The organism is Thalassospira sp. B30-1 (genome assembly GCF_015767575.1).
Taxonomy (GTDB): Bacteria; Pseudomonadota; Alphaproteobacteria; order Rhodospirillales; family Thalassospiraceae; genus Thalassospira; species Thalassospira xiamenensis.
This window is the reverse complement of the sequence record NZ_CP065232.1, coordinates 1,670,531-1,696,295: the sequence shown is the minus strand read 5'-3', so window position 1 is coordinate 1,696,295 and position 25,765 is coordinate 1,670,531. Positions and strand designations below refer to the sequence as shown.

Sequence of the window (25,765 nt, the reverse complement as noted above, 5' to 3'; positions counted from 1 at the left end):
AATTTCCGAAAAGGAGAAACTCATGCAGCTAAAAAGTTGGCTCAAGGCAAATAATATCAAACAGCGCGATTTTGCTGTTTTGATCGGCGCGACCGATTCACAAATATCACGCATTTGCTGCGGGCAAATGGTCGGTTCGCCAAAGATCATTCATCTGATCAGCAAAGCAACAAATGGTCAGGTTTCAGCCTGCGACATTCACGCAGGCTATATCGAGGCTCGCAAACCCACTTGGGCACGACGGGCCAACCCAGCGACGCCTATAGAGAACCGCCCGGAAGGCAACCTCCCCTCCCCAGAAATTCTAGAACTCGCGCAAGCTCTAGCGCGCGTGCTGGCTTGAGGAGGAGAACGCGCCCATGTCTCTCTCAAACACCACCGTTAATACCCTGACATTCGATCAGGGCTCCGGCGATCTGATCGCCGATTTCGGCCACCCGCATTTTCCGGGCTGGATGCTGATCATGACGCTGCTGGTTCTGACCATCGCAGCGCAAAGCATGATGTCGCCCAACACCGCGATCATCCGCCCGCGCCCGTCACGCCCCGCCATCACCCGCCTTGTGCGGCGACCGGACGGGAGCCAGTGACATGCGCAGCTTTCACAAATGCCTTGAAAACTGGAAAGACCATATCGACGCATTCCTGCGTGCGATGTGGGACGACCCCGAACCACGGCACAAACCGGGAAAGGGTCATTGATATGTCATTGATGATCATGACCCAGCACGACGCAAAGCCGGTCATCACCGAGGCCATCAGCCACGGCGCCAACGGCTTTAGCGGCATCATCACCCTTCGCTTTGGCGACCTGTCGATCCAGATCGATGACCACACCGCCGAACAGATCGAAACCGGTCTGCAGGCCAGCCGCCAGAAACTCAAGGACGCCATCACAGCAAATAATAACCGGAGGACGGCAGCATGACCGCATCCGTGACCCAATTCCCGAAATCTCCGACCGTGATCCCGATCCGCCAGCAGATCGCCAATCTGGCCGTTATGCCCGCACCGGGATCGACCCTGATCTTTATCCGCGACGGCAAGATGGGCGCGGGCGAGGTCATCGTCGCCCTGCCGTCCGGGCAAATGATGATCAAGGTCGAGGAAAAATCAAACCACCCGCAGGCCGGCAACAAAATCTGGATTTCGCGTCGCCAGGTCCGCACCCACGCGATTTTCCAAACCCCGCCCAGCGAAATGACCGCCCCGCCCGCCGATCCGGACGATTTCCCACCGGCGGCGTAATCCGAAAGGAACCGAAATGAACACCATTGTTCTAACCATGTCGGGCCGCAAAATCGACCTGCTGGCTCCAAAGGCATCGGACATTTACTGGCCGGATGTCTGCTACGCCCTCTCAAACATCAATCGCTATACCGGGCATACCAAAATCCCGGTCGCGCAGCATTCCGTGATTGTCGCCGATCTGGTCAGTGCGGAGGCAGAGCCCTATGCCCTGATCCACGACGCGAAGGAATACATCACGGGCGACACCAGCACCCCGGAAAAGGACGCAGAGCACGAGGCCTTCTTTGCGCAATTCCCGATCCATGTCCGCAACGAGCTGCAGAACTTCCATAAAGTCCGCATGGGCCGCGAGATCATCGAGGAAATGGTCGACGAGGCGATCCATACTGCCGCCGGTTTGCAATGGCCGGTCCCTGATCACATCGCCCGGGAAATCAAGCGCGCCGATCAGATCGCCTTGGCAACCGAAAGCCGCGACAACCTGCCCGAGCAGGTCGGCGACCCGAATATTCGTCCGCTGACCACCAAAGTCCAGCCGATGACCGCCGAGGAAGCCCAGCACCTGTTTGCCAACCGCATTCAGGTAACCTTGCCGATCTTCATTCAGGACATGGCCGCATGAGCAACAATCACCCACACATGCGCGGCGATGAAATCCTGCTTGTCGCCGAAATCGAAGCCGCAACCGCGCTGCGCAAGGCATTTGAAAGCCTCGACACCTATCTCGAACGCTTTCCCGGCGCACCCATCAACCGCGATGAATTTATCAGACGGGTCGGCCTTCGGGCCACCAATCAGGACGACGCGGCCTAGCCGCCTCGTTCCGCAGAACGGCGGGCATGCCGGTTTCCCCACCGGCACCCAACCCCAACCGCACCCCGCCCGCCGTTCTCCGCGACGAGAAACCCGGAACAAGGACAGAACCATGCCCGATATTTTTGAACAGAATGCAGTTGCATATGAAGAAGCCAAACGCACCCTTGCCGAGTTCGAAGGCACCACGATCGCCGATGACTTCAAGATACGCGCGGTCGAACGCCTGATCAAAATAGATCCGCTTGCAGCACTTTATGACGCGCTGGACGCAGCCGACCTTGCCAGCCACGAAGCAGGACCTAGCTTTCTTGATCAACTTGAAACCTTCTGTAAGCTAGCGACAAAAGTGGCACTACCTCAGACAACTACCCCTCAGGAATGGACCGACGGTGTTCGTCATCTGACCTATCTGGTCTCGGTTGCCAGCAATCAATACTACGACGCACGGGTCGCAACCCCTGAAACCGGCATCAATCAAGCCCGGTACCGCAGACCACTTGAACGGCTCGCAAACGAGATTTGGTCGAACGAGCTTCTTTTTGTCCATCGTCTACAAGACGCTAGTGATTTCAAAATCGCATTCTCAGCCAACTGTCAGTCTTCCGACGGATCATGGCCGATTCTATATACGTACAAAGCGGATGGCGGGATTGATACAGCCTCCCCACTGATTGCACCGAGACAAACCAAAACCGAGGCGCAACGACTTGCGAACGCAGCCAACCGATGCCTCAAACTCACTGCGCCACAGGTCGCAGCAATCATCAACGGCGAAACTCAGACCAGCGAGGCGGCATGAAAGCTCTATCAGTCCGCCAGCCTTGGGTTCATCACATTTTCCATGATGACAAGGATGTCGAAAACCGGAAATGGGAAACCAATTATCGCGGCGACGTGCTGATCCATTCCAGCAAGTCATTTGACGGCCCTGCAGCCGACAAACGCAGCTTCCTGATCAATCACCCGCACGAAACGTTCGGCGCTATTGTTGGCATCGTGGAGATTATCGACTGCGTATCCGACATGGATAGCGATTGGTTCAACGGCCCCTATGGCTTTGTGCTTCGCAATCCGCGCCTGATCAATCCCCTGCCTTGCAAGGGCATGCTCGGCTTTTTCACCCCGGACATTGATTTCAGCCAGATACGCCCGATAGAGGATGCAGCATGACAACCAAAAAGCTTCCCGGCTTTGTGCCTGACCCTCGCTACTGGACAGACTGGCAGTTAGCCTGCCGTCTAGGCTGCACACCGCAAACAATGCATCGAAAAATAGGGAAGCTTGACGGCTTCCCCAAAAAAGACCCAGAATTTGGGTGGGATAGCATCGCGGTCGAGGCCTATTTCAATCGAAGATCCGGACTGACTTTACAAGCAGCCACCAACGAAAACATCGCCGCCGAAACATGGGACGACCTTCTAAATGGTTCTAATCAGTCTGCCGTACGTTAAAGCATATGAAGTCAAGGGTAAGACTTATTGCTATTATCGCCGGGACGGGTCGAAAATCCGGATAAAGGGCGATCTCGGCTCCGACGCTTGGCGGGCAGAGTATGAAAGAATTCATGAAGAGTTTCAAACCGGCGCCAATGGCGGGAAAAAGGTTACGCCAGGTTCATATGATGACCTGATTGCCAAATACAAAGCCAGCCCGATTTACAAACAGCTTAAGCCTCGAACCAAAAAAGAATATTCCCGGCACCTCGATACATTAGGCAGCATCGCCGGGAAGATGGACGTTAAATCCACCCCGCGCAAATTCGTCACAATGCTCCACAACCGGTTCCACAACACCCCGCGGACGGCCAACGCCATCGTCTCTCAGCTTCGCATAATACTGAATTATGCGATCGATCTGGGCTGGCTCATGCATAACCCCGCCTCGCGCCCCCGCCGCCTCAAGGAAGGCGAAGGCTTTCGATCTTGGGAAGAAAATGAAATCGAACAGTTTCGGGCGCATTGGGCGATGGGTACGCGCGAACGGACTGCGTTCGAACTCATTTTATACACCGGACAACGTGCATCAGATGTTCGAACGATGGTGCGCGGCCACATCAAAAACGGATGGATCAGCGTCAAACAGCAAAAAACCGCTGCACGCGTTGAAATCCCATTGTCAAATGTATTGCAGCAAGCCCTCGATATTTGGCTACCAGATCACGATCACCTGAATCTGATCCCGGCACCCAAGGGCAAGGCATACGACGCGACGGCTTTTTCGAAAATGATGCGCAAGGCATATGACGCAGCCGACCTACCCGCGGACTTCACCGCGCACGGCGGGCGATACGCAGCCGCCACCCGCCTTCGGGAACTTGGCCTATCATGGGAAGAGATTGGCGCCATTACCGGCCACGAAACCGCACAAATGGTTCGCAAATATAGTGAGCGAAAACGCGCCGCATCATTGGCTATTGACAAATTGAACCGACTTGATCAAGGCGCTTGAGTGTCTAACTTTAGCTGAAACCAGTGTCTAACTGCAAAATTGGCATTCGCACCAAACACCGCCAAACCTTTGATAATCAAAATAGAAAAATGGCGATCCCTGCAGGACTCGAACCTGCAACCTACAGATTAGAAGTCTGTTGCTCTATCCAGTTGAGCTAAGGGACCGCTGTGGGGGCCGGTTGGTGCCCCGGGGCAAAGCATTGGACGCCTGCCCGGCATGATAGACATATCGTTTCAGTCTTTAACGTCTTCTGTCAGACGAACGGGGCGGAAACCGCCCCGATGATGGTGATCGGCCGTCTTGATGGCCGAAGGATCAGACGACGCGTTTGAACGCGAAGTTATCAGCATAGGCCTGCACCCGGCGGACGCGCGATTTCGGCTGTTCGATATCGGCAATCAGCTTGTGACGGGCGGCAAATGCCTGTGCTTCTTCAAGACTATCGAAATACATGCGAACCTGGCCACGGGTATCGGTCGATCCGATCCAGCCCATAAGCTGATCAGCAACCTTCTTTGCACCCGGTTCAAATTCCATCACCCAGTGTTTGGTCGCCGCACGACCGGACTGCATGGCGTTTTTGGCAGGTTTGTAAACACGGACCTTCATCGGGACCCTCGTCTTGACCGTCGGATAAGATGACAACAATTCGGGGCTCTCTAACACCCGCTGTCTCGTCATCTTTTACACCTTTTGCCGGCACATGAAAACGTGTCCGTATGGCAAAAGGGAAAAATGGTCGGGAAGGCGAGATTCGAACTCGCGACCCCCTGCTCCCAAAGCAGGTACGCTACCAGACTGCGCTACTCCCCGACGCGGATGTGGATTTAGCACCATAATTCCGCACGGGCAAGACCGCATTATGCGTTTTTTGCCCGGATTGGAAATAAAATGCAGGTCAAAAACCAAAGGCCGCAGAAATCATCCGCGGCCTTGCTATTGCTGATTGAGGATCGCGTGGCCGCAACGGGCCTGTCACGATTGCTGTTACTATGTCTTAGCGCGGCAGCCCCTCGACCTTCTCGCCAACTTCAAATCCCAACCGGTCCGCCGAACCGCCATTAAGCTCCAGAACAAAGCGCACCGGCTTTGGCCCCGGAATGATGGTTTCGGATTTCGGCACGGTGCGTTTTTCAATCCCGACAATCACGCCATTCTTGTCGATAAACAGCATATCAAGCGAGATGAAGGTGTTCTTCATCCACATTGAAATGTCGCTGGCGCGGCCAAAATCAAACAGCATCCCGGCATCCTCGGCCATTTCGGTGCGGAACATCAATCCGCGGGACCGTTCATCGGGCGTTACCGCCATTTCAACATTGAAAACCTTGCCATCCACCAGCAGGCGCGATCGTTCAAACCCTGTTGCCTTTGCATTCAGCCCCGCCATCACGGCAGCACTGATAAAGCAAACAACCAAGGTCATTTGAATGAACGACTTCATAACCCATACCCCTTCAGTCTTTGGACGCGTGTCCTGACTTCGTCACGTATGTCCCCGCCGCGCCACGGATCTTTAATGCTGGTCAGCATTTTTTCGTCCGGCTGCTTTCCACGGCTATGCGTCCATTTTACGGCACGCAGGATATTTTCCGCTGTGATGGTTAACACAGGTGGTATTTCGATTTCGTTTACAACCGCCCACACCCCGGACCAACAGCGCGCAACCCCATAAGGGTTATATCCTCCGCCCCCCAGTACCAGACACCTGGGTGCCATTTTGATCATGGCCCCGACCACGTCCCAAATGGCCTGATTGCCAAGCATCTGTCTGGATAATGGATCTTCTGCTAATATATCACATCCACATTGCAAAACAATGGCTTGTGGTGAAAACTTCTGCGCAAGCGGCATGAAATATTCATGAAGGACATAACGCATCTCGTCATCATGCATGCCACTTGGCATCGGCAGGTTCCGCGCCATTCCCCCGGCGACATCATCAATCGTCCCGGTGCGCGGCCATAGCCCTTCTTCATGCATCGAAACCGTCAAAACACGGTCATCATCGGCAAAGGCAATCTGCACACCATCGCCGTGATGGGCATCAATATCAAGGTAAAGCACCCGATCCAGCCCCGAATCGAGCAGTTCAAGAATGCCCAGAACCGGGTCGTTGAAGTAGCAAAACCCCGATGCCCGATCACGCAATCCATGATGCGTGCCCCCCGCCGGATGATGGATGATCCCGCCATCGGCAATCAGCCGGGCGGCCATGATCGATGATCCGGCTGCTGTCGCCGGACGCCGGAAAATTTCCGGATAGATCGGATTGCCGTTTTTCCCCAACCCGTATCTGACCATCATGTCCTCGGGCAACATCTGGTCGCGTTCGGCCTGTGCCACGGCGGCGATATAGTCGGGATCGTGAAAGCGTGCCAGTTGTGCCGGCGTCGCCACCGGCCCGGTCAGGTAATTTTCCCCATCGACCCAACCCATCGCATGCACCATATCCACCACCAGCGACACCCGCGGGATCGACAGGGGGTGTTTGGGCCCGTAACTCGACCCGCGATAAATCTCGGCCGCGATCATGCGCGGACGGATATCATGGCGGCGACGATCGGGATAATTCAGAACAGGTTCATCAGATGGCATCATGACCGATCATGCTTCATTCGGGCTGGGCTCGTTGGGGCATCGCAGGATTGACGCGCAAACGCATCCGCGTAACTCTGCTCCCGGAACACTTTCTCTTTTCTTAAACGTCCTTTTTATAAACGCCCCTTTTCTTAAACGACAGGCCGCCCCATGCCGATCAAAAACTATGCCTTTCTGATCAAGGCCGACGGATATCCGGTACGTGGCACACAAACCACCCTGCCCGGCGATGGCTTCACCACCCATATCTTTGCCGCGTCAAATATCGCGGCCCTGATCGTTGCCGCACAGAGTTTTGCCAAGGACGGGATAGAGGTCATTGAAACCTGTGGCGGCTTTTCCGATACGGATTTTGATGCGGTCAAAAACGCACTTGATGGCCGCGTCGCCCTTGGCCGGGTCACGTTTGACGCCGCCAATCAGGCCCTTCTGACCCGTTTCATGACATCGTCCTGATCGCTCTCAATCCATCGTCATCACCAACCCGTCGGAGCCCCGCCCGTGCCCGGAAAAACGTCAAAACGCCGCCGCCTTTTCGCGGGGCTTGCGATCCTGATCATCGTTATTGTCATTGTCGGCGGCTTTGCCCTTTCGGGGCTTGCCGATTTTGATCTTGAAGGCCGCAATAGCCGCCTTGTCGAATTTGACGATCACGGCAACCGGCTTTCGGGCACCCTGATCCTGCCCGATGGTGCGGCGGCCAATACCGCCCCGATTGTCCTTCTGATCCATGGTGATGGCCCGCAGGACCGCTTTTCGCATGACGGTTACCTGCCGCTGATCAACAGCCTGCTGGATGACGGAATTGGTGTGTATAGCTGGGACAAAGCGGGTATTGGCAACAGCACGGGAAACTGGCTTGATCAATCCATGAATGATCGCGCCAACGAGGCGATGTCCGCCTTCGCCGCCCTTCGCAACCTTGATGGCAACGAAAACCGCAAAATCGGCTTTCTGGGGTTTTCGCAGGCCGGCTGGGTCATCCCCGATATCGCCAATCGCCTGCCCGATGCCGCCTTTCACATCCTGATCGGCGCGGCAGTCAATTGGCAGCATCAGGGCACCTATTACATGCGCACGCGCCTCGCGGCCCTTGGCACCCGGCCCGATGAAGTCGCCATGCGCATTGCAACCGCGCACAACATGGATAACCGGATTTTCGGCCCCAACAGCACCTATCAGGACTATCTGGCCATCCCCCATGATCAGGAAGTCATGTCACAGGACCGCTATGAATTTGTGAAACGCAATATCGGATCAGACGCAGCACAGCAGCTTGAAACAGTCACATCGCCCCTGCTTGCCATATGGGGCGAAGATGACCTCAATGTTGATGCGGCTTATAATGCAACGATCTATCGCAAACTTGCCCTGCCCAACAATCGTGCAAACAGGGTCATCACCCTTCCCGATGCGACGCACGGGCTGCTGCGCGCAAGCCTGTTTAATTATCAGCTTGCCGATCAGATGCCTGACATCGTCAAACTGGCCTTTGTCGTGATGGGGCGCCATGCCTATGCCCCGGGCGCGATAGATCACATCACCACCTGGATCAAACAGATCACGCAAAGCCCATAGCCCGGCGCGCTAAAGCGTTTTGTGTTTAATCCGCATCAAACCGGCAACATCATCGTCGTTGCCGTGCGAAACCCGAACAGATGACGAAGCAGGCCAAGCTCCTGCACCTCGCCCGCAACAAAGCCGCATCTTTCATAAAGCGCCCGGGCGCGCGGATTGGTATCGATCACGTCAAGCCGCACCTGCGCCAGATTGCGCGCCCGGGCTTCATGTGCAATCCCGTCCAGAAGTGCCGTGCCAACACCTTTGCCGCGCGCATCAGGATCAACAAAAATGCCGTCCATCAACAGCACCCCCTCGGACAGATCCCGTTCAAGAATATCGATCAGAACCCCGCGCCACAATCCGCCCCACGCGCCATAAATCGCGCAGATATCCGATAGCTTCCCGCCAATAAACGCCCCCGCGGGCGTTTTGAAACCGGCAATGCCAAGCAGATCACCATCGGACGACACCGCACTGATCGCATGTGCCGGATCAACAACCCGTCTCAGGAAGCGCAACGCCTTGTCCTCCGGCTTCAACACCGGGGCAAGCTTCTGGCGAAACGCCTGCCAGAAAAGATCAAGCGCCTTGTCGATATGGCGATCTTCGATGCCATGATGAATGGAAAATCTTTGCCGGTCCTGCATCTGTACCTTCCGCGATCCTGTCGATCAGAAAAAGATAACCGGACGGCCTGATTTCACAAGCCAGGGATGTGATACCGATCACGATCCCGACTTGGATTTATGCTCCGGCTTGCCCTTGCGCTGGCCCGATGCCAGTTCCTCAAGCTCCTCCTCGGACATGCTTTCTGCCATCTCGCGCGCAGCCCCGGTCAGTTCGCCCTTTTTCTGCTCGCCACGCTTGACCGAAAGCGCCAGACCGGCGGCTTTCTGCTGGGATTTCGATTTTGCAGGCATTGTCTCGTCCTTCGTTACCGTTTGCCCTGTTTATCAAACAAACCAGACCGGCACGTGTTCCGAAATGACGATAAAATCGTTGCATGAACCATGATGATAAAGCTCGCCAGCGGGCAGATACACCTTCCCGGCTTGGTCCGATAAAAACGCGCGCGCACTGCCCGCTATCTTGATTCCCGCACAGGTAGGAACTGATGACGATATGAGTTGGATGATGTATCGCCAGCTAAATACGCCAATAGCAATAATTAAACAGAGCATCGAGCTCCATCATATCATCGAGATTTAACTTAGCTTTTACTCTTTCAGCCGTTTCACAGAACAACGCATATGTTTCAGGCTTGATCGACGTTTTATTCAATATGGTTGGGAAGTGATAAATATTGGCAAGGTTCATGCCCCTTGTCGCATTCCCATTCATAACAGCAAATCGCTCAGCATCCAATGCATGCAGGATTTCTGTAAGCAGATTGACTCCTGCCCCAGTGATCCCTTGAAAGCGGCTACTCAGAATTTCATAAGCTTTCGTAGGCTTCAGGCTTTTAATCTCATAGGAGAGGATTTCCTCCATGGCCGCAGCAAAAATGTTAGCCTGCTTGCATACTTCCGACTTGCTTCTAACTATACCGCTTGAATGGAAACAATTCAGCAATTCTCCATAGAGTTTATCGAAAGAAATATCCGAACGTTCCGAATATTGTGCGATATTTGCTATAATGTCTCGCGCAGTTCTTGCGTTTCTAGCCCGAAGCGCGATCTCTTGATCAAACCCCTCTTTGGTTGTGTCCTTTCGCATCTCAGCGAGCATTGCAACCAGCGTCCCTGCTTCAGGGGTCTGTTGCTCTATCCGCATCTGTTGTCGTCTGATCAAATTCTGCCAAACGCGATTTTTCTCATAGGCCGCTTCATATTCTTGAATCAAAGATTTGCTTGCCGGAAGCAAAACTTCTTCATCAATCAAGTCATCGAACCAGTTCTCAATAGCAGCCAGAATTTCTGAATTGTCGACAACAGCGGAAGCTTCATAATTCTCTTTAAATCCCCCGCCTGTCAGATTTGCCGAACCGATCAGGACTCTTGTGCGTTTCCCCTTACGAAAACAATAGATTTTCGGGTGAAATATTTCGCTATCCATATGTGAGAGATAGAGCTGAAATGCATTATTTTTCGTCAGGGACAATAGAGACTGCAAAAGCGCTGGCTGGGTAACATAGGAACTTAGACCTATCGCTATACGTGCGGTCATTCCGCGCTTGAGTGCAGCCTTAAGCTGATCGGCAAACCCATCTGCCGAACCTGTTGCAAAGGCCGCCAAGCATTCAAAATGATCCGCATCTTCGAGATACGAGATTATTTCTTGCCCATGATCTCTGTCGTAGCCGTTCACTAGAAACTGTATTTTTGATGACATAACATCCCCCATTGTTTTGCAATCTTAAATAGATCATCAGAATAGATGATTCATTGCAAGCTAATATAAGAAATTTATGCCCGTACTGTTTCGTTAAGCTGTTGCCGCCCGGGGCCGAATGATCTTGCCGCTTTGGCGTTGTTCAAACAGATGCGCGATCCAGCCCGCCATGCGCCCGACGGCAAAAATGCCAAGCCCGGCCCCTTTCGGAAGATCAAGCTCGCGTTCGAGCAACGCCAACCCGAAATCAAGGCTGGGATATTGCCCGGTTTCATCCGTCACCCGGTCTGCAATTCGTGCCCAGAACGCATCCCCCACCTGCCCGCAGGATTGCATGATCGCGCGCGTGCGCGGATCGCCATCGGGATAAAGCGGATGGCCGAAACCGGGTGGCACGCCACCCTGCACCGGATCAATCTTGCGCTTTTCCACCCGGTCCATCCATGCCCGGCAACGCGGCGTTAACCCGCCATGCCGACTGCCCGATAATGTCGCCAACCCGGCCAGAAGGGATGCCGGGACACTCGCGCCTGCCGATGCTGCCACCCGCACCGCATAGGCCGACGCATTCAATTCATGATCGGCACACAGCACAAGTGCGCGGCGCAGCAAATCCACGGCCTCTGGCCTCTTTGACCACGCACGCGCCAGCATCACATGGATCGGACTTTCACCGTCATCGCGCATACCGGCCGCCGCCAAGGCCGCAAGCCGCATCAGCTTCGCCGCCACCGGGCGACCATCCCCGGCAGGATGGCTTGTCACCTCGCCCGCCATCATCGCAATCATCCGGTCAAACGGTGTGGTGTGATTGGCCGGGATGAAATCGGGCGCGCAACACCGATCCTGATCGACCCGCAATCCCGCCAGAAGCCGCGCGGCATCTTCAAGCGTCATGGTGTCCGAAAGCCCCACCGCATCCTTGCCGCGATAGAAAAACCGCCCGTCGGCAATGCGGGTGATTTTCGACACCAGTATCGGTTCGCCCCAGTCAATCGTCGATGCCGCCACCGATTGCCGCGACCGGCCGCGTTTTTTGCTCTCAATGATTTTGCGCACATCGCGATGGTCATAAAGGCTTTTGCGTGCATCACCGGGATGGGCAATGGCGCGCACGATCCCGCGGCTGACATAGGCATAAAGCGTATCACGCGATATGCCGGTCGCCGCACAGACTTCCTGTGCTGACAGCGTGAAAAATGCCGTCTCATTCATCGGATCATCAAGATTTTTCATATTGATTATCTTGATCAAGATTGACGATTTGTCCAGCCCCGCGTGATCCTTGGCCGATCAATCCCCCCCCCCCCCCGCGCCACCGATGCGGAAAAAGGAGCCACCAACATGACCGCCATGACCAACAAGCCCAACCCGTTCATCGCCCCGATTGCAAATGCCCTTGATCTACCGGGCGCAACAAACGCCCTGCCCGATATCAAAATCACCGGCGCGGACGCCCTGCCATCCTTCTTTGCCGTGACTGATCTTGCAACGGCCTCAATGGGCATCGCATCCGCCATGATTTCCCGCTATCGCGGTTTGGCCACCGGTGATCAGGCAGGCGTCATCATTGATCAACGGCTGGCGTCGAAATGGTTTGATATCACGATCCGCCCGATTGGCTGGGAACTGCCGCCGGTCTGGGACGCGATTGCCGGTGATTACAAAACCGCCGATGGCTGGATACGGCTTCACACCAACGCCCCGCATCACCGTGCGGCAGCCCTTTCGGTTCTGGGCGATTATCCGGATCGCCAGGCCCTCGCCCCCATTGTCGCAAACTGGAAATCCGATGACCTCGAAACCGCAATCATTGCGGCGGGCGGCTGTGCCGCCACCATGCGCAGCCTCGATGACTGGCAATCCCACCCGCAGGGGGCGGCGATTGCAGCCGAACCGCTGATCGGCTGGCAGGATCACGGCACATTCACCAAATCGCGCCACGTTATCCGGCCCGACCGCCCCTTGGCCGGGATTCGCGTGCTTGACCTGACCCGCGTTCTGGCCGGTCCGGTCGCCGGGCGGTTTCTGGCGGCCTATGGTGCCGATGTCCTGCGCATCGACCCGCCCCATTGGGACGAGGGCGCGGTAATCCCCGAAATCACCCTTGGCAAACGCTGTGCCGGGCTTGACCTCAAACGTGCCGAGGATCGCAAAACATTCGAAAGCCTTCTGGCAGGTGCTGATATCCTGCTGCATGGCTATCGCCCCGATGCCCTGCCGGGTCTTGGTTACGGCGCGGATGAACTTCGCCGCATCAATCCCGGTCTGATTGATGTGACACTCTGCGCCTATGGCTGGACCGGCCCGTGGGCCAAACGACGCGGCTTTGACAGCTTGGTACAAATGAGCTGTGGCATCGCCGATTTCGGCATGAAACAGGCCGATGCGCCAAAACCAACGCCCCTTCCCGTGCAGGCCCTTGACCACGCCACCGGCTATCTGATGGCGGCAAGCACGATCCACGCCCTTTTGCTTCGCAGCCAGACCGGCCAGATCACCACCGCCCGCCATTCGCTGGCCCGCACCGCCCACCTGCTCTGCCAGACTGCGCAACCAACCCGACCCCAAACCATCGCCCCCGAAACCGAAAACGACATCGCCCCGCATCTCGAAACCACAAGCTGGGGCAAGGCCCGGCGCGTTCGGTTCCCGGCCACCATTGATGGCGTCGCACATGGCTGGGATTACCCGGCAGGACGGCTTTTATCCAGCGCGGCAGCGTGGTAAGCAATATATCAATTACTCAGACGATCTGGGTTTTCAGCACGGCAACAGTCTTGATCAGGAAATCCATCACAGTTCGGATGCGTGGTGCATGACGCAGATCCTCATGCACCAGCATCCAGACCTCGCGCGGTGGAAAACTTTCATGAGGATAAAGGCGGGCCAGCCTTGGATCGGCATCCCCGACAAAGTGCGGTAAAATCGCAACTCCCAACCCCGAGCCAGCCGCCGCAGCCTGTATGCTGGTATCATTGCTACGCAGCACGACCTTGCGCCCATGCAACCGCTCCTCGATCCAGCGATGTTGCGGGATACTGGCCGTCGTTTCATCCCAGCTGATAAAGTCCCAGACATGCTCGGGCTTGTCATAATCAGGTGCGCTGTAAAAACCGAACGGCATATCCGTCAACTTGCGCACTGTGACCGCCGATTTTTCCGGGCGCGACAGGCGCAACGCAATATCGGCCTGCCGCCGGTTCAGGTCTGTTGATCGGGTTTCCCCCTGCAAAACAAGATCGATCTCAGGATGCTGTTCTCGCAATTCCCGGACTTTTGGCCCGATAATATGACTGGCCAGTGCCGGTGGTGCGCTCACACAAACAGTTCCTGAAACATGGTCGGCGGATCCCGCCGCAACACGTTCAACCGCCTGCATTGCCAGAACCGCCTGACGCCCCTGCTCGGCAACCAGTTTGCCATCAACCGTCAACATCACCGACTTCGGCAAACGATCAATCAACCGGACCCCGAATGTGGTTTCAAGCGCATTGACCCGACGCGCAACCGTGCTGTGATCCACACCCAGTTCCCTTGCCGCCGCCGAAAAACTGCCCGTATCAGCCAAAGCCAGAAAGTATCGGTAGTCTTCCCAATTCATTTGCGCATTTTTCCCCATTAACTACGCAAACATAGGGAATTTCCCCCAGGAAAAACAACGGATATTCCTGATATCACATCAAATGTCAGGAGTATTTCATGACCAGAATCATCGAACTCAGCCAAATCGGCGGCCCGGAATGCCTTCAGGAATGCGCAATCAATTTACCCGCACCAGCCGTGGGTGAAGTCCGGATTGACCAAAACCGGATCGGGGTTAATTTTGTCGATATCTATCATCGCGTCGGCCTGTATCCGCTGCAAGAAAAGCCCGCGATTATCGGGGTTGAAGCTGTCGGAACCGTTACGGGAACAGGTCCTGACGTGACCGGCTTTGCCATCGGCAACAAGGTTGCCTATGCCGGTTTTCCGGCCGGAAGCTATGCCTCAGAACGCAACATTTCGGCAAGCCAGCTGATCAAAATCCCCGATGATCTTCACCCCGATCAGATCGCCGGTTCCTTCCTGCGCGGCATGACTGCCTACCTTTTATTAGAACAAATTGGCCGCGTCTCACCGGGTCAAACCGTTCTGATACACGCAGCAGCAGGTGGTCTGGGCCAGATACTGGTCCGCTGGGCCAAGCATTTAGGGGCGACAACCATCGGCACAATCGGCTCCTCAGACAAGGCACTGGCAGCACGAGCGCAGGGGCTTGATCACGCGATCTTGTATCGCGAACAGGATTTTGAAACCGCCGTCATGGACCTGACATCAGGACGCGGTGTTGATTACGCGATTGACGGGATCGGCGGCGATAATCTGACCAAATCCCTAAACGCGACCAGGCCGTTCGGAATTACCGCAACAATTGGTCAGGTTGCCGGAGACATACCGCCTCTTGACCTGCGGCATCTGACCAACCGGTTTCTTGCACGGCCCAGTATCCTTACGTATGTCACGGATACAGAAAACTATCACCGGGCCGCACACGCGTGGTTCAATATTTTGCGTCAGTATGAGTTCCCGGCCGCGACCGAATATCCCCTTTCCGAGGCCACACGTGCACATGCCGACCTTGAAGCGGGCCGAACAAGCGGAGCAATCACTCTGGTAACGCCAGACGACAACACCCCCAAGTAATCAATCGCGGCCCTGCACAGGTCAACAGGTATCGACAAATCAATTGGTTGATGCAAGCCCATACTGCAGGGCCGCCGTGATACGCGCAACCCAACCGCCCCCAGACCATCGCCCCCAAAAACAGAAAATGACATCGCCCAGCATATCGAAACCACAAGCCGGCGCAAAGCAAGGCGCATTTGCTTCCCGGCGGTGATCGATGGCTTAGCACATGGACGGGATCACCCGGCGGGCTAGCTTCGAACGGTCGATCCGATCACTTCCGGCCCCACCTGTCTCCCACCATCGACGGCCACTGACCGCCCACGGCATCGCTGCCAGCTCCGGCCTCTTCCGGCAATGCCATGACCATGAAGCCCGGACACACCTCGGGCCTCCAGCAATCTCGCCAACTGACGGTCCACTGACGGCCACCGGCTCGTTGCCCGCTCCGGCCACGGCGGCAACCTGCCACCCCGACGTCCAGACACATCTCGGGCTGCCGCCATTTTCATCAGCAGACGGATTTCGGGCGCACTGCCCCCAACCTGTCCACCACCAAGGGGCCACAAATCACTGCCACCACCACTGCCATTGCTGCCGCTTCCGGCAAATCCGGGGTCCGTTCCCCGACAAGACGCACCTCTCCCGTCATGACAAACAAGCGTATTGAAAGCGTATTAGAACCAGCGCGGAACGCCGCCGTAATGGCTCCGCCATCCCCCGACCCATATCCTGCGGACTACTCCGCCGCCCTGCCTCAATCCTTGCCGCTGCATCCTGATCCCCTCTTTGATCTGGTCCCAAACGCAAAAACCCGCGAGGCACAAGGCCTTGCGGGTTTCGGTCCGGGTACATTTCTCCCGTTGACTTTGTCTTTATGCCACAAACAAAAGAACAAATCAAGAACTTTTTCCAATGCTTGACGTCCCGCCATGATCTGCGCATAGTCCCGTCATCTCCAGGGGGGCCGATCGTGAATCGGCTGAGAGGTTCGGTGTTGCCGGACGACCCTTTGAACCTGAACCGGTTAAGACCGGCGTAGGAAGGATCGCATGCGCAAGACAGAACCAGCGCCGAAACCGGCAGCCTCCTTAAATCCCCCCGTTTTAACGGGCAACGTAACGCCGTTTGATGTTCATCTGCGCGGTGGTCGCGTGGCCTTTAACGGCGACGATATTTTCCATGATCTTGACCTGACCCTGCCCGCCAGCAGCATCACCTGTTTGCTGGGCCCATCTGGTGTCGGCAAAAGCACATTGTTGCGCTATCTCGCCGGGCTGGTCGATGGCGAGGCTGGCGGGGATATTGCCTGCTCGGATGGCAAGCCGCTTTTGGGCCGGGTTGCCTATATGGCGCAGCAGGATTTGTTGATGCCCTGGCGGACTGTCCGGGAAAATGTCGTTCTGGGGGCGGTGCTTCGCAATGAACGCCCCGATCTTGCGCGCGCCGATGCGCTGATTGCCAAGGTCGGGCTATCAGACGCCGCACATTTACGCCCGGCCGAACTTTCCGGCGGGATGAAACAGCGCGCTGCCCTTGCCCGCACCCTGATGGAAGACCGCCCGGTTGTCCTGATGGATGAACCCTTTTCGGCCCTTGATCCGCTTAATCGCATGCGCCTTCAGGACCTTGCCGCACGGGTATTGCGCGGCAAAACGGTTTTGCTGGTGACCCATGATCCGCTCGAAGCCCTTCGGATTGGTGACCGGGTTCATGTCCTGCGTGGTACCCCCGCGGTCCTGAGTGACGCCATGCTTCCGGCGGGCACCATCCCGCGCGATGTCACCGATCCGGAAATCCTCCGCCATCAGGCTGAACTGCTCCGTCAGCTTGGCGCCACCGCCGAGGAACTCAACCGGGCGGAGGGAACGGCATGACGAAGACACCTCGCACCCCGCTTACCGAACGGCGGCTGCTGAAACTCGCCCGACCCGTCATCATCATCGCCGCCCTGATCGCGACATGGCAGATTGTTGTCACCGTCACCGGCGCGCCGAAATATATGCTGCCTGCCCCCTATGAAGTCTGGCTGACCCTGATCAAGCGTCATGACGTGTTGCTTGATCATGCCAGATACACGATTGCCGAAACCGTGATCGGGCTTTTTGCCGGGGCGGCATTGGGGGCCTTGGCGGCCCTTCCGATGGCACTTTTTGCCCCCGTGCGGTTCTGGCTGATGCCGATCTTGCTCGTGTCGCAGGCGATCCCGTTTTTTGCGCTGGCCCCGCTTCTGGTATTATGGCTGGGCTTTGGCCTGGGCTCAAAAATCGCAATGGCGGCCCTGATCATTTTCTTCCCTGTCACCGTCGCGTTTTTTGACGGGTTATCGCGCACCGAACCGGGCTTCCTCGACCTTGCCCGCACCATGGGTGCCAGCCGCTGGCGGTTGCTGACCCATGTGCGCCTCCCCGCCGCACTGCCTTCATTTGCCTCGGGCTTTCGGGTCGCAACTGCGGTTGCCCCCATCGGGGCGGTGATCGGCGAATGGGTCGGATCAAGCCACGGCCTTGGCTATCTGATGCTGCATGCCAATGCCCGGGTTCAGATCGACATGGTCTTTGCCTGCCTTCTGATCCTGTGCGCGTTTTCGATCACGCAATATTTCCTTGTCGACCGCGCGTTACGTGCGGCCTTGCCATGGCAGCCCGACAGCCTGAAACCGGCAAAATAAACCGAATTCCTCGCGAAAGATTGCGGGGCAGAACATCAAAAATATTCCGATATCCGATAGGAGGTTCATCCATGTCACGCCTGAAATCCATGATCACCGCGGCCACGATTGGCGCGGTTGCGATGGGAATGACCAGCCCGGCATTCGCCGCCGACAAGCTCACCATACTTCTCGACTGGTTCGTCAATCCCGATCACGCGCCCCTGATTGTCGCCAAGGAAAAGGGCTTTTTTGCCAAGCATGATCTGGATGTCGAGCTGATCGAACCGGCCGATCCATCCGCCCCGCCGCGCCTTGTTGCCGCCGGTCAGGGTGACGTTGCCGTGAACTATCAGCCGCAGCTTCACGTGCAGGCCGCCGAAGGCCTGCCATTGACCCGGATCGGCACGCTGGTCGCAACCCCGCTTAACAGCCTGATCGTTCTGAAAGACGGGCCGATCAAGGAAATTGCCGACCTTAAGGGCAAGAAAATCGGCTATTCGCTGGCCGGTTTCGAAGATGCGTTACTCGGCACGATGCTGGGCAAATACGGGGTTTCGATTGACGATGTCGAACTGGTGAATGTCAATTTCTCGCTCTCGCCATCGCTGTATTCCGGGCAGGTCGATGCGATCATCGGCGGCTATCGCAATTTCGAGCTCAACCAGATGGAAATCGAAGGCAAACCGGGCAAGGCATTTTATGTCGAGGAAGAAGGCGTTCCGCCCTATGACGAGCTGATCCTGACCGTGCGCAACGACAAAACCGATGATCCGCGCTTTGCCCGCATGCTGGCCGCGCTTGAAGAGGGCGTTCAGTATCTGGTCAATCATCCCGATGACAGCTGGCAGGCCTTTATCGCGGCCTATCCGAACCTGGATGACGAGCTTAACATCAAGGCATGGGCCGATACCCTGCCGCGCTTTGCGCTCCGTCCGGCTGCTGTTGACCGCACCCGTTATGCCCGCTTTGCCGATTATCTCAAGGATCAGGGCATTATCGAAACCGTTCCACCGCTTGACAGCTACGTGACCGTGATCGAATAAACCGACTGGAATGCAGGCCGGAACCAAACGCGGTTCCGGCCTTTTCCATTGATCAGCCCGCACTTGCACAATTCCCGATCCGCGACACATTCATAAGATCGAAAATATCAATCAGCCGATCAGGGGATTTGACCGCGTGACTGACAAAAAACGCCCAACGCACCACACAGCATTCGGATTTGAAAACCGCTATCCCCTGCCGGAAACCGGCAAAAGATCATTCTGGCGCTTCCTGAAGCGGCGTTATTTCGGCTCTGAAAACTGGCCAAAAGCCAAACACCAGCACGGCAAAATCCCGACCGAGGCCCCGGATATGGACGCGATCCACAATCCCGATCCGGCGCGCCTGCAAGTCACATGGATCGGCCATGCGACGGCTCTGGTGCAATATGGCGGGCTCAATATCCTGACCGACCCGGTCTTTGCCAAACGGGCATCGCCGTTCCGATATGTCGGCCCCAAACGATACAGCCAGCCGGGATTGCGGATCGATCAGTTGCCTACGCTTGATCTGGTGCTGCTGTCGCACAATCATTACGACCATTTCGATGTCGAAAGCCTTGGAAAGATTGGCAATGGCCCGCGCTATATCCTGCCGCTGAAAAACGGAACTCTTCTGGAAAAGGCCGGAATCTCCCCCGACCAGTACGAAGAACTCGACTGGGACCAAAGCCTTTCGCATGGCGGCGTTACCATCACCCATGTGCCCAGCAATCACTGGTCGGCGCGCACCACCAAGGACCGCAAGGAAATGCTGTGGGGCGGATATATCCTTGAATTCGCAGATGGCTATCGTTTCTATTTCGTCGGTGATACCGGCTGGAACGAACGGCTGTTTACCGAAATGGGCGAACAATATGGCGGGATCGATTTCGGCCTGATCCCGATCGGGGCTTACGAGCCCAGCGATTTCATGCGCAACGCCCACACCAACCCCGAAGAAGCCATTCAGATCATGCAGGTAATGGGCATCAAGCAGGCGCTTGCCATTCATTGGGGGACTTTCGTCCTGACCGCAGAACCGGTTGACGAACCGCCGGTGCGATTGGCATCGGCACGCAAGGATGCCGACATTGGCGCGAATGACTTCATTGCCGCCCCGATTGGGGCAACACGGTTTTTTGACGGCAAAACCAATCATCAGACGAATGATTTACCCGAAACCAAAGCCGCGCAATAGAGCATAACAGATAGGTGAAGACCGGCAACGTGCAGATCGTTGCCGGTCTTCGAAAGCCGAAACCCTGGCCGCAATGTTTGGGAGAACTGCGATCATGGTCTCGGCTTTAGGCGATTTGTGCTGCACCGAAAAGAGCCAGACCAACACCGGCGACCGATGCAAATTTCATCATGAGCTTCAAATTAAAAGTTACGTTATAACATAACATTTAATTGCATGACAGATACCCTGCGTCAAGACCGTTTGAAAACGATCCCGACGCCAGATTATTCCTCACACAAAAAGATCAGACCCGCGTGCGCGGTTTGCGGATGGTGCCGTCCTCAAACCGTGAAAGCTCCATCCCGGCAAGCGTAATGGATGGCTGCCCGGTTGTGATCCAGTCCGCCAGCACCTTGCCGACCACTGGCCCCATGGCAAATCCGTGGCCGGAAAAACCGGTGGCGACAAAGAAATGTTTTGGATTGTCGAACTGATCGATCACCGGTATCGCATCGGGGGTAACATCGATATCGCCCGCCCATTTATCGGCAATACCGACCTGTTTGATTTGCGGGAAAACCTTTTGCAGGTTCGCCATCGCGTTATTCACGCGCACCTCGTAGGGCTGCGCCTGATTTTCCCGCCGCCCGATCAATGGCTGCTTTGATGCCGCCGAACCCGGCAGGCGATCAACAAGGTCATCAACAAACCGCCTGTTCAGATGGAATTTGAAGGTCGCCCAATTAGCAAACAGGCCCGGTGCAAAATCGCGGGCATATTTGAACCGGCCCAATGTCAGATCCAGATCGGTCATGAATTCGTCAGCGATATTCATCGAGCCATCGGCACGTTGACGAAACGCCAGACCGGCGGCCAATGTACCGGCGGCTGAAATTTCCGGCACCGGGGTGGTGCGGATCACCGTGCCGCGCGTGGTTTGCTGCGGCAGGCGACGGCCGAATTTGGCAACGAATTTATGCGTCGCGGCCCCAGCGGCACAGATCACGTATTTGCATTTGATCTCGCCACGTTCGGATATGACCGAACTGATTGCACCGCCACTCGTTTCAATGCCAATGGCACCGCAACCTTCGGCAATAAAGGCGCCGAGTTCACCGGCACGTTTTGCGATTGCCGGGGCGGCCTTTTTCGGTTCGGCCTGCCCGTCAGACGGGGTATAAATCCCGCCAACGCCGGGGCGCGTGATGCCCGGTGCGATCCTGGCAACCCCCTTGGGATCAAGCACCTGCGTTTCGATATCAAATCCTTTGGCGTCTTCGATCCATTGCTCAAATTCCGCCATTTCGGCATCATCGCGCGCAACGAACATGACCCCACCCTGCCGCCATTCCAGATCAGCGTCGAGTTCCTTTTCAAGCCCCTGCCAGATGCGGTTGCATTCAATCATCAGGGGCAGTTCAACCGGATCACGGCCCTGCTGACGCACGAACCCCCACGCCCGACCGGACTGATGCGAGGCAATGGTATCCTTTTCCAGAAGGACAACCTTCATGCCCGCCTTGGCAAGGTAGTACGCGCTGCTGGCACCATGGATACCGCCGCCGATAACGACAACATCGCATTCTTTGGGAAGGTCGAATTGGGGATCGTTCGTGATATGGGGCATCTGAATCAGTCGTTCTTTTGTTTTCGTTTTGGGATGTGGCGTGTTCCACGTTATGTTGCGCGGCAATAAATGACAACAAAATCAGGTGCCACCATGTCTGCCGATAACAAGAAACAGAACCCCGCAACCATCACGGCTCAGGCCCTGGGCTGGGTCGAGGAAACCACCCGTTCGGTCACCCCGCCGATCTATCCGTCGACAACGTTCGAACGCAATACCGATCTTAGCTATCACGATGGCCGATGCTATACTCGCACCGACAACCCGACCTATGATCAGGCCTGTGCGGTTCTTGACGCGCTCGAAGGTGGCGCACAGACGCGGCTTTTCGCATCGGGCATGGCCGCAGCCGTTGCCTTGCTGCATGCGTTATCACCAGGTGATCATGTGGTCGCGCCAAAGGTAATGTATTGGGCGCTGCGCAGCTTCATGCTCGATAGCGGTGTGCGCGCCGGTCTGACATTTGATTTTGTTGATAATGGCGACACGGCCCAGTGGGTGAAACATATCCAGCCGGGCAAAACCAGAATGGTCTGGCTGGAAACGCCCGCCAACCCGGACTGGCAGATCACCGATATCGCCGCCGTTGCCGATGCCGCGCACAAGGCCGGGGCGATTGTTGCGGTTGACAATACGGTTGCCACACCGCTTCTGACCCGCCCGATTGAACTGGGTGCAGATATCGTCATGCATTCGGCAACCAAGTATCTTAACGGACATAGTGATGTTCTGGCCGGCACACTTACCACTGCAAACAAGGACAGCGAATTCTGGCAACGCGTTTGCAAACAGCATGCAGGCGGCGGCGGTGTTCTGGGTGTGTTCGAAGCATGGCTGCTTTTGCGTGGTATGCGTACCCTGTCAATCCGGGTCGAACGGGCCAGTGCCAATGCCATGGCAATCGCCCGCCATTTCGAAAACCACCCTGAAATCGCGCAGGTCCAGTATCCCGGCCTTGAAAGCCATATCGGCCATGACATTGCCAAGCGTCAGATGACCGGCGGATTTGGCGGCATGATGTCGATCCGGGTCAAGGGCGGCGGCAAACGGGCCGTGGATTTCCACAATCAGTGCAAACTGTTTAAACGCGCGACGTCACTTGGCGGGGTCGAAAGTCTGATTGAACACAGATCATCGGTCGAAGGCCCAACAAGCCCTGTGCCCGATGATCTGTTGCGTTTGTCCGTCGGTATCGAAGATGCCCACGATTTGATCCATGATATTGAAACCGCCCTGGATTTGAGTAAATAAAGTCGGAATGAAAATCGGCCAATCAACGGACTGGAAATTCCACGCGTGATGAAAACTGTGTTTCGTGCCCGCACACGATCTTGTTTCAAACAATCACTTTCGCTGTGTCTTGCTTTTGCAGCAATGATCGCGGCGACGGAATTTCCGGTTCGTTCGGCGCAGGCGCAAACCCGCACCTCAAGCCAACCGGCAGGCATTCGTGATATTCCCGATGCCAATTCCCTGCCCCCGGCACCGGGACTGATTTTCGATATGGCCGGGCAGCGCTATATCATGTTTGACGACTTGGTTTCGCATCTTGCCGGGACGCGTTTTATCCTGATCGGGGAAAAACACGACAATCCGATCCATCATCATCATCAGGCACAATTGGTCCGCGCGCTAAGCAAACGCGAAGGCACCAAGCGTGCAGTTGTCTGGGAAATGTTTGATCGCGACCAGCAGGAAAGCCTTGATCTGGCTTGGCAGGCTGTACCACCCGAGGAACTTGGCAGTGAAATGAAGTGGGGCGAAAGTGGTTGGCCATCATGGCATGACTATGCCCCGATTGCCGAGGCGGCAAAGGAAAACGGGCTGCCGATGGTTGCTGGCAACCTGCCCCGGGATGTCCTGCGGCCCATGATCAACGAAGGTATCAGCGCCCTGCCGACCGAGCTTGCGCAAAAGCTCTCCCTGCCGACGCTACCCGATGATATTGCTGCACGATTTGATCAGGAAATTGCAGACGGTCATTGCAACATGTTGCCCAAATCGCAATTGCCTGCCTTTTCGCTTGTGCAGTTTGCCCGCGATGCATCGCTTGCGCGCGCAATGATTGACGCGAACAAAACCATTAGCCCGGATGGCGCATTCCTGATTGCCGGTGCCATGCATGTGCGTGATGACATTGCGGTACCCTACCATCTGCGGCGTTATGCACCTGATATCGACGATAACGACATTGCAGTTGTCATTCTGGTCGAGGCAGATGACCCGGGTGAAGACCTTCCTGGTGTGCGTGATTATGCGCTTCGGATGGGATCAGAAAATGTGGCGGATTTCATGTGGTTCACAAATGATCTGCCACGTGCCGATCCGTGCGAAGACATTCAGATTGGACAATAGGTCCGAGCAAAAACCGAAAATTATTTGATTCGACGGGGCAACCAATCGGTGGTCGCAACCGGTTTGCCCTTATGCGAACGCATGACACGCGGGCGGACAACTTCTTTTGCCTCAGGGGTGGTGGCACTTTTACGGACCGAGGCATAGAAATCCACCATCACCTGAAACGGGATCACTGTCCCCGGCCCCTGTTTATATGCATCAAGATAAGGCGGATGATTGCGCACGGTTTCGCTAAGATGTTCGACAGAGTGATGACCAAACTGCGACCAGATACTTTCGATAAAATGCTGCGTTTTGGGATCAACCGATTTAAGCCGCACATCCGGTCGACTTTCTTCCATGACGGCATAGACGTTCGGTTCAATCGGACCAATATCATCTGCGATGAAAACAGCGGGCATCAACATGCGACCGTGATAATTGGCCCCGTAATAGGCCTGCGCCAGATACAGCAGACGATGAAGCTTTTGCGGTTGCAGATATTCGTTGTCGTTTAATGCATGATCAATCAGGCGAAAAACGGCTTCGAATACGGAATTAAGGACCGGCTTGTTCTGCATATCTGATCCAGCAAACGAAACGCATGGCGGATCACGATCATAATGCCGCTTGGGCACGACAACAAGGACCGGAACGGAATGTATTCACTTTTCAAGGAAATCCGGCAGGCGATCAGATATAGGCATCAACCCGTGTGCCGCGAATACCCGCACCATGCACAACAGCATTAACCACCGCATAGAATGATGTTCCGCTATTCGCGCTTAGATCGAATGGAATTTCCGGATCAAGAAGGCTTGCGAAATCGATATCGCTTTCGGGTGAAATCGCACCTTCGCGGTCGCTTGCCCGACGAGCTGCCGACAGACGACTTTGTTCGGCGCGCTGGTCTTTCTGATCACCCGCACTTCCCTGCCCGGATTGCTGTTTGCCTTTGCCGTCGATATAGGCATTGAACAGGATACCGTCATTATCGGGGTCATAAGTGTAATGTTCGCTGGGGGCCTGAATCTGGCTATTGCGGTCAACCGTCGCAACACCGCGCGCACCAGCAGCCGCAAGTCGGCCATACTGGCTGACCTGACTTATGGACTGGTTATTGACGGCAGGTACGACCATTTTCCTCTCTCCAGCCGAAACCGGAACATGTTACAGCATTATTCAACTGTAAGATTATATCCCAATTACGGCTCAAAAGAGACAAGAATCGTCATTTTCGGTGGGTATCAAGCTATTTTGAG

At 55.8% G+C, this 25,765-nt stretch carries 31 protein-coding genes, 2 tRNA genes and 1 riboswitch; of the genes, 20 read left to right on the top strand and 13 right to left on the bottom strand.

Annotated features, from left to right (window positions below):
- Positions 1 to 22 precede the first annotated feature (22 nt).
- From IT971_RS08060 to IT971_RS08015, 10 genes are all read left to right on the top strand, one after another.
- On the top strand, positions 23 to 343 hold the full coding sequence (locus IT971_RS08060) for a helix-turn-helix transcriptional regulator (RefSeq protein WP_196871148.1): 321 nt from the start codon (positions 23 to 25) through the stop codon (positions 341 to 343).
- Positions 344 to 359: 16 nt separating this feature from the next.
- Positions 360 to 590 (top strand): hypothetical protein, encoded by a 231-nt coding sequence (locus IT971_RS08055; RefSeq protein WP_196871147.1) that lies wholly within the window; start codon positions 360 to 362, stop codon positions 588 to 590.
- Between the two features lie 113 nt (positions 591 to 703).
- Complete coding sequence (locus IT971_RS08050) at positions 704 to 928, top strand: hypothetical protein (RefSeq protein WP_196871146.1); 225 nt, start codon at positions 704 to 706, stop codon at positions 926 to 928.
- On the top strand, positions 925 to 1,248 hold the full coding sequence (locus IT971_RS08045; RefSeq protein ID WP_196871145.1) for a hypothetical protein: 324 nt from the start codon (positions 925 to 927) through the stop codon (positions 1,246 to 1,248). Before IT971_RS08050 ends, IT971_RS08045 begins: the two co-directional genes overlap by 4 nt.
- A 16-nt stretch (positions 1,249 to 1,264) precedes the next feature.
- On the top strand, positions 1,265 to 1,873 hold the full coding sequence (locus tag IT971_RS08040; RefSeq protein WP_196871144.1) for a hypothetical protein: 609 nt from the start codon (positions 1,265 to 1,267) through the stop codon (positions 1,871 to 1,873).
- Positions 1,870 to 2,064 carry a hypothetical protein gene (locus IT971_RS08035; protein WP_196871143.1) on the top strand — a complete coding sequence of 65 codons (195 nt, stop codon included), beginning with the start codon at positions 1,870 to 1,872 and terminating at the stop codon, positions 2,062 to 2,064. The genes IT971_RS08040 and IT971_RS08035 overlap by 4 nt, the downstream gene beginning before the upstream one ends.
- 112 nt (positions 2,065 to 2,176) lie before the next feature.
- On the top strand, positions 2,177 to 2,866 hold the full coding sequence (locus IT971_RS08030; protein ID WP_196871142.1) for a hypothetical protein: 690 nt from the start codon (positions 2,177 to 2,179) through the stop codon (positions 2,864 to 2,866).
- Complete coding sequence (locus IT971_RS08025; protein ID WP_196871141.1) at positions 2,863 to 3,237, top strand: ASCH domain-containing protein; 375 nt, start codon at positions 2,863 to 2,865, stop codon at positions 3,235 to 3,237. Before IT971_RS08030 ends, IT971_RS08025 begins: the two co-directional genes overlap by 4 nt.
- Complete coding sequence (locus tag IT971_RS08020; RefSeq protein WP_196871140.1) at positions 3,234 to 3,518, top strand: hypothetical protein; 285 nt, start codon at positions 3,234 to 3,236, stop codon at positions 3,516 to 3,518. The genes IT971_RS08025 and IT971_RS08020 overlap by 4 nt, the downstream gene beginning before the upstream one ends.
- Complete coding sequence (locus IT971_RS08015) at positions 3,490 to 4,515, top strand: tyrosine-type recombinase/integrase (RefSeq protein ID WP_196871139.1); 1,026 nt, start codon at positions 3,490 to 3,492, stop codon at positions 4,513 to 4,515. Before IT971_RS08020 ends, IT971_RS08015 begins: the two co-directional genes overlap by 29 nt.
- 90 nt (positions 4,516 to 4,605) lie before the next feature.
- Here the strand turns inward: IT971_RS08015 and IT971_RS08010 are convergent.
- From IT971_RS08010 to IT971_RS07990, 5 genes are all read right to left on the bottom strand, one after another.
- Positions 4,606 to 4,682 (bottom strand) — tRNA-Arg (locus tag IT971_RS08010).
- A 151-nt stretch (positions 4,683 to 4,833) separates the two neighbouring features.
- A complete protein-coding gene (locus IT971_RS08005) occupies positions 4,834 to 5,127 on the bottom strand; it encodes an ETC complex I subunit (RefSeq protein ID WP_007090043.1) in 294 nt (97 codons plus the stop codon).
- Between the two features lie 127 nt (positions 5,128 to 5,254).
- Positions 5,255 to 5,331: transfer RNA gene (locus tag IT971_RS08000), tRNA-Pro, on the bottom strand.
- Between the two features lie 184 nt (positions 5,332 to 5,515).
- A complete protein-coding gene (locus IT971_RS07995) occupies positions 5,516 to 5,962 on the bottom strand; it encodes a DUF192 domain-containing protein (protein WP_007090044.1) in 447 nt (148 codons plus the stop codon).
- Positions 5,959 to 7,119 (bottom strand): acetoin utilization protein AcuC, encoded by a 1,161-nt coding sequence (locus tag IT971_RS07990; RefSeq protein ID WP_063092857.1) that lies wholly within the window; start codon positions 7,117 to 7,119, stop codon positions 5,959 to 5,961. Before IT971_RS07990 ends, IT971_RS07995 begins: the two co-directional genes overlap by 4 nt.
- Before the next feature lie 150 nt (positions 7,120 to 7,269).
- On the opposite strand from IT971_RS07990, the gene IT971_RS07985 reads away from it, so the two are divergent.
- Complete coding sequence (locus IT971_RS07985) at positions 7,270 to 7,575, top strand: DUF6506 family protein (RefSeq protein ID WP_063092856.1); 306 nt, start codon at positions 7,270 to 7,272, stop codon at positions 7,573 to 7,575.
- Positions 7,576 to 7,620: 45 nt separating this feature from the next.
- Positions 7,621 to 8,697 (top strand): S9 family peptidase, encoded by a 1,077-nt coding sequence (locus tag IT971_RS07980; RefSeq protein ID WP_063092855.1) that lies wholly within the window; start codon positions 7,621 to 7,623, stop codon positions 8,695 to 8,697.
- A gap of 35 nt (positions 8,698 to 8,732) precedes the next feature.
- Here IT971_RS07980 and IT971_RS07975 read toward each other — a convergent pair whose 3' ends face one another.
- The 4 genes from IT971_RS07975 to IT971_RS07960 form a co-directional block, all read right to left on the bottom strand.
- Positions 8,733 to 9,329 carry a GNAT family N-acetyltransferase gene (locus tag IT971_RS07975; protein ID WP_063092854.1) on the bottom strand — a complete coding sequence of 199 codons (597 nt, stop codon included), beginning with the start codon at positions 9,327 to 9,329 and terminating at the stop codon, positions 8,733 to 8,735.
- A 78-nt stretch (positions 9,330 to 9,407) separates the two neighbouring features.
- Positions 9,408 to 9,602 carry a DUF3008 family protein gene (locus IT971_RS07970; protein ID WP_037987694.1) on the bottom strand — a complete coding sequence of 65 codons (195 nt, stop codon included), beginning with the start codon at positions 9,600 to 9,602 and terminating at the stop codon, positions 9,408 to 9,410.
- Positions 9,603 to 9,828: 226 nt separating this feature from the next.
- Positions 9,829 to 11,013: a phospholipase D family protein gene (locus tag IT971_RS07965; RefSeq protein WP_158526647.1), complete on the bottom strand. Its 1,185-nt coding sequence runs from the start codon at positions 11,011 to 11,013 to the stop codon at positions 9,829 to 9,831.
- A 93-nt stretch (positions 11,014 to 11,106) separates the two neighbouring features.
- Complete coding sequence (locus IT971_RS07960; RefSeq protein ID WP_063092852.1) at positions 11,107 to 12,249, bottom strand: citrate synthase family protein; 1,143 nt, start codon at positions 12,247 to 12,249, stop codon at positions 11,107 to 11,109.
- Between the two features lie 108 nt (positions 12,250 to 12,357).
- Here IT971_RS07960 and IT971_RS07955 point away from each other — a divergent pair, with 108 nt between their 5' ends.
- Complete coding sequence (locus IT971_RS07955; RefSeq protein WP_063093430.1) at positions 12,358 to 13,743, top strand: CoA transferase; 1,386 nt, start codon at positions 12,358 to 12,360, stop codon at positions 13,741 to 13,743.
- Positions 13,744 to 13,759: 16 nt separating this feature from the next.
- Here the strand turns inward: IT971_RS07955 and IT971_RS07950 are convergent, their stop codons facing one another.
- Entirely contained in the window at positions 13,760 to 14,617 is an 858-nt protein-coding gene (locus IT971_RS07950) for a LysR family transcriptional regulator (RefSeq protein ID WP_007090052.1), read from the bottom strand.
- Between the two features lie 98 nt (positions 14,618 to 14,715).
- Between IT971_RS07950 and IT971_RS07945 the strand changes: the two genes are divergently transcribed.
- The 5 genes from IT971_RS07945 (at position 14,716) to IT971_RS07925 (ending at position 20,557) form a co-directional block, all read left to right on the top strand.
- Positions 14,716 to 15,699 carry a quinone oxidoreductase gene (locus IT971_RS07945; protein WP_063093429.1) on the top strand — a complete coding sequence of 328 codons (984 nt, stop codon included), beginning with the start codon at positions 14,716 to 14,718 and terminating at the stop codon, positions 15,697 to 15,699.
- Between the two features lie 932 nt (positions 15,700 to 16,631).
- A riboswitch (TPP riboswitch) is annotated at positions 16,632 to 16,743 on the top strand.
- The gene (locus IT971_RS07940; protein WP_110252372.1) at positions 16,734 to 17,558 is read left to right on the top strand and encodes an ABC transporter ATP-binding protein; all 825 of its coding nucleotides are present in this window, start codon (positions 16,734 to 16,736) and stop codon (positions 17,556 to 17,558) included. Its footprint overlaps the riboswitch before it by 10 nt.
- Positions 17,555 to 18,352 carry an ABC transporter permease gene (locus IT971_RS07935; RefSeq protein WP_063093428.1) on the top strand — a complete coding sequence of 266 codons (798 nt, stop codon included), beginning with the start codon at positions 17,555 to 17,557 and terminating at the stop codon, positions 18,350 to 18,352. Before IT971_RS07940 ends, IT971_RS07935 begins: the two co-directional genes overlap by 4 nt.
- A 71-nt stretch (positions 18,353 to 18,423) precedes the next feature.
- Complete coding sequence (locus IT971_RS07930; RefSeq protein WP_037987700.1) at positions 18,424 to 19,377, top strand: ABC transporter substrate-binding protein; 954 nt, start codon at positions 18,424 to 18,426, stop codon at positions 19,375 to 19,377.
- Between the two features lie 136 nt (positions 19,378 to 19,513).
- Positions 19,514 to 20,557 carry an MBL fold metallo-hydrolase gene (locus tag IT971_RS07925; RefSeq protein WP_063093427.1) on the top strand — a complete coding sequence of 348 codons (1,044 nt, stop codon included), beginning with the start codon at positions 19,514 to 19,516 and terminating at the stop codon, positions 20,555 to 20,557.
- Between the two features lie 286 nt (positions 20,558 to 20,843).
- On the opposite strand, the gene IT971_RS07920 is transcribed toward IT971_RS07925, so the two are convergent.
- On the bottom strand, positions 20,844 to 22,166 hold the full coding sequence (locus tag IT971_RS07920; protein ID WP_063093426.1) for an FAD-binding oxidoreductase: 1,323 nt from the start codon (positions 22,164 to 22,166) through the stop codon (positions 20,844 to 20,846).
- Positions 22,167 to 22,235: 69 nt separating this feature from the next.
- Between IT971_RS07920 and IT971_RS07915 the strand changes: the two genes are divergently transcribed.
- Both IT971_RS07915 and IT971_RS07910 read left to right on the top strand, forming a co-directional pair.
- Positions 22,236 to 23,417 (top strand): PLP-dependent aspartate aminotransferase family protein, encoded by a 1,182-nt coding sequence (locus IT971_RS07915; RefSeq protein WP_063093425.1) that lies wholly within the window; start codon positions 22,236 to 22,238, stop codon positions 23,415 to 23,417.
- Positions 23,418 to 23,465: 48 nt separating this feature from the next.
- A complete protein-coding gene (locus IT971_RS07910; RefSeq protein WP_063093424.1) occupies positions 23,466 to 24,521 on the top strand; it encodes a ChaN family lipoprotein in 1,056 nt (351 codons plus the stop codon).
- A gap of 20 nt (positions 24,522 to 24,541) precedes the next feature.
- Here IT971_RS07910 and IT971_RS07905 read toward each other — a convergent pair whose 3' ends face one another.
- The gene (locus IT971_RS07905) at positions 24,542 to 25,084 is read right to left on the bottom strand and encodes a Panacea domain-containing protein (RefSeq protein ID WP_007091596.1); all 543 of its coding nucleotides are present in this window, start codon (positions 25,082 to 25,084) and stop codon (positions 24,542 to 24,544) included.
- A gap of 112 nt (positions 25,085 to 25,196) precedes the next feature.
- Positions 25,197 to 25,643, bottom strand: a complete 447-nt coding sequence (locus tag IT971_RS07900) for a hypothetical protein (protein ID WP_063093423.1) — start codon at positions 25,641 to 25,643, stop codon at positions 25,197 to 25,199.
- Between the last annotated feature and the right edge of the window lie 122 nt (positions 25,644 to 25,765).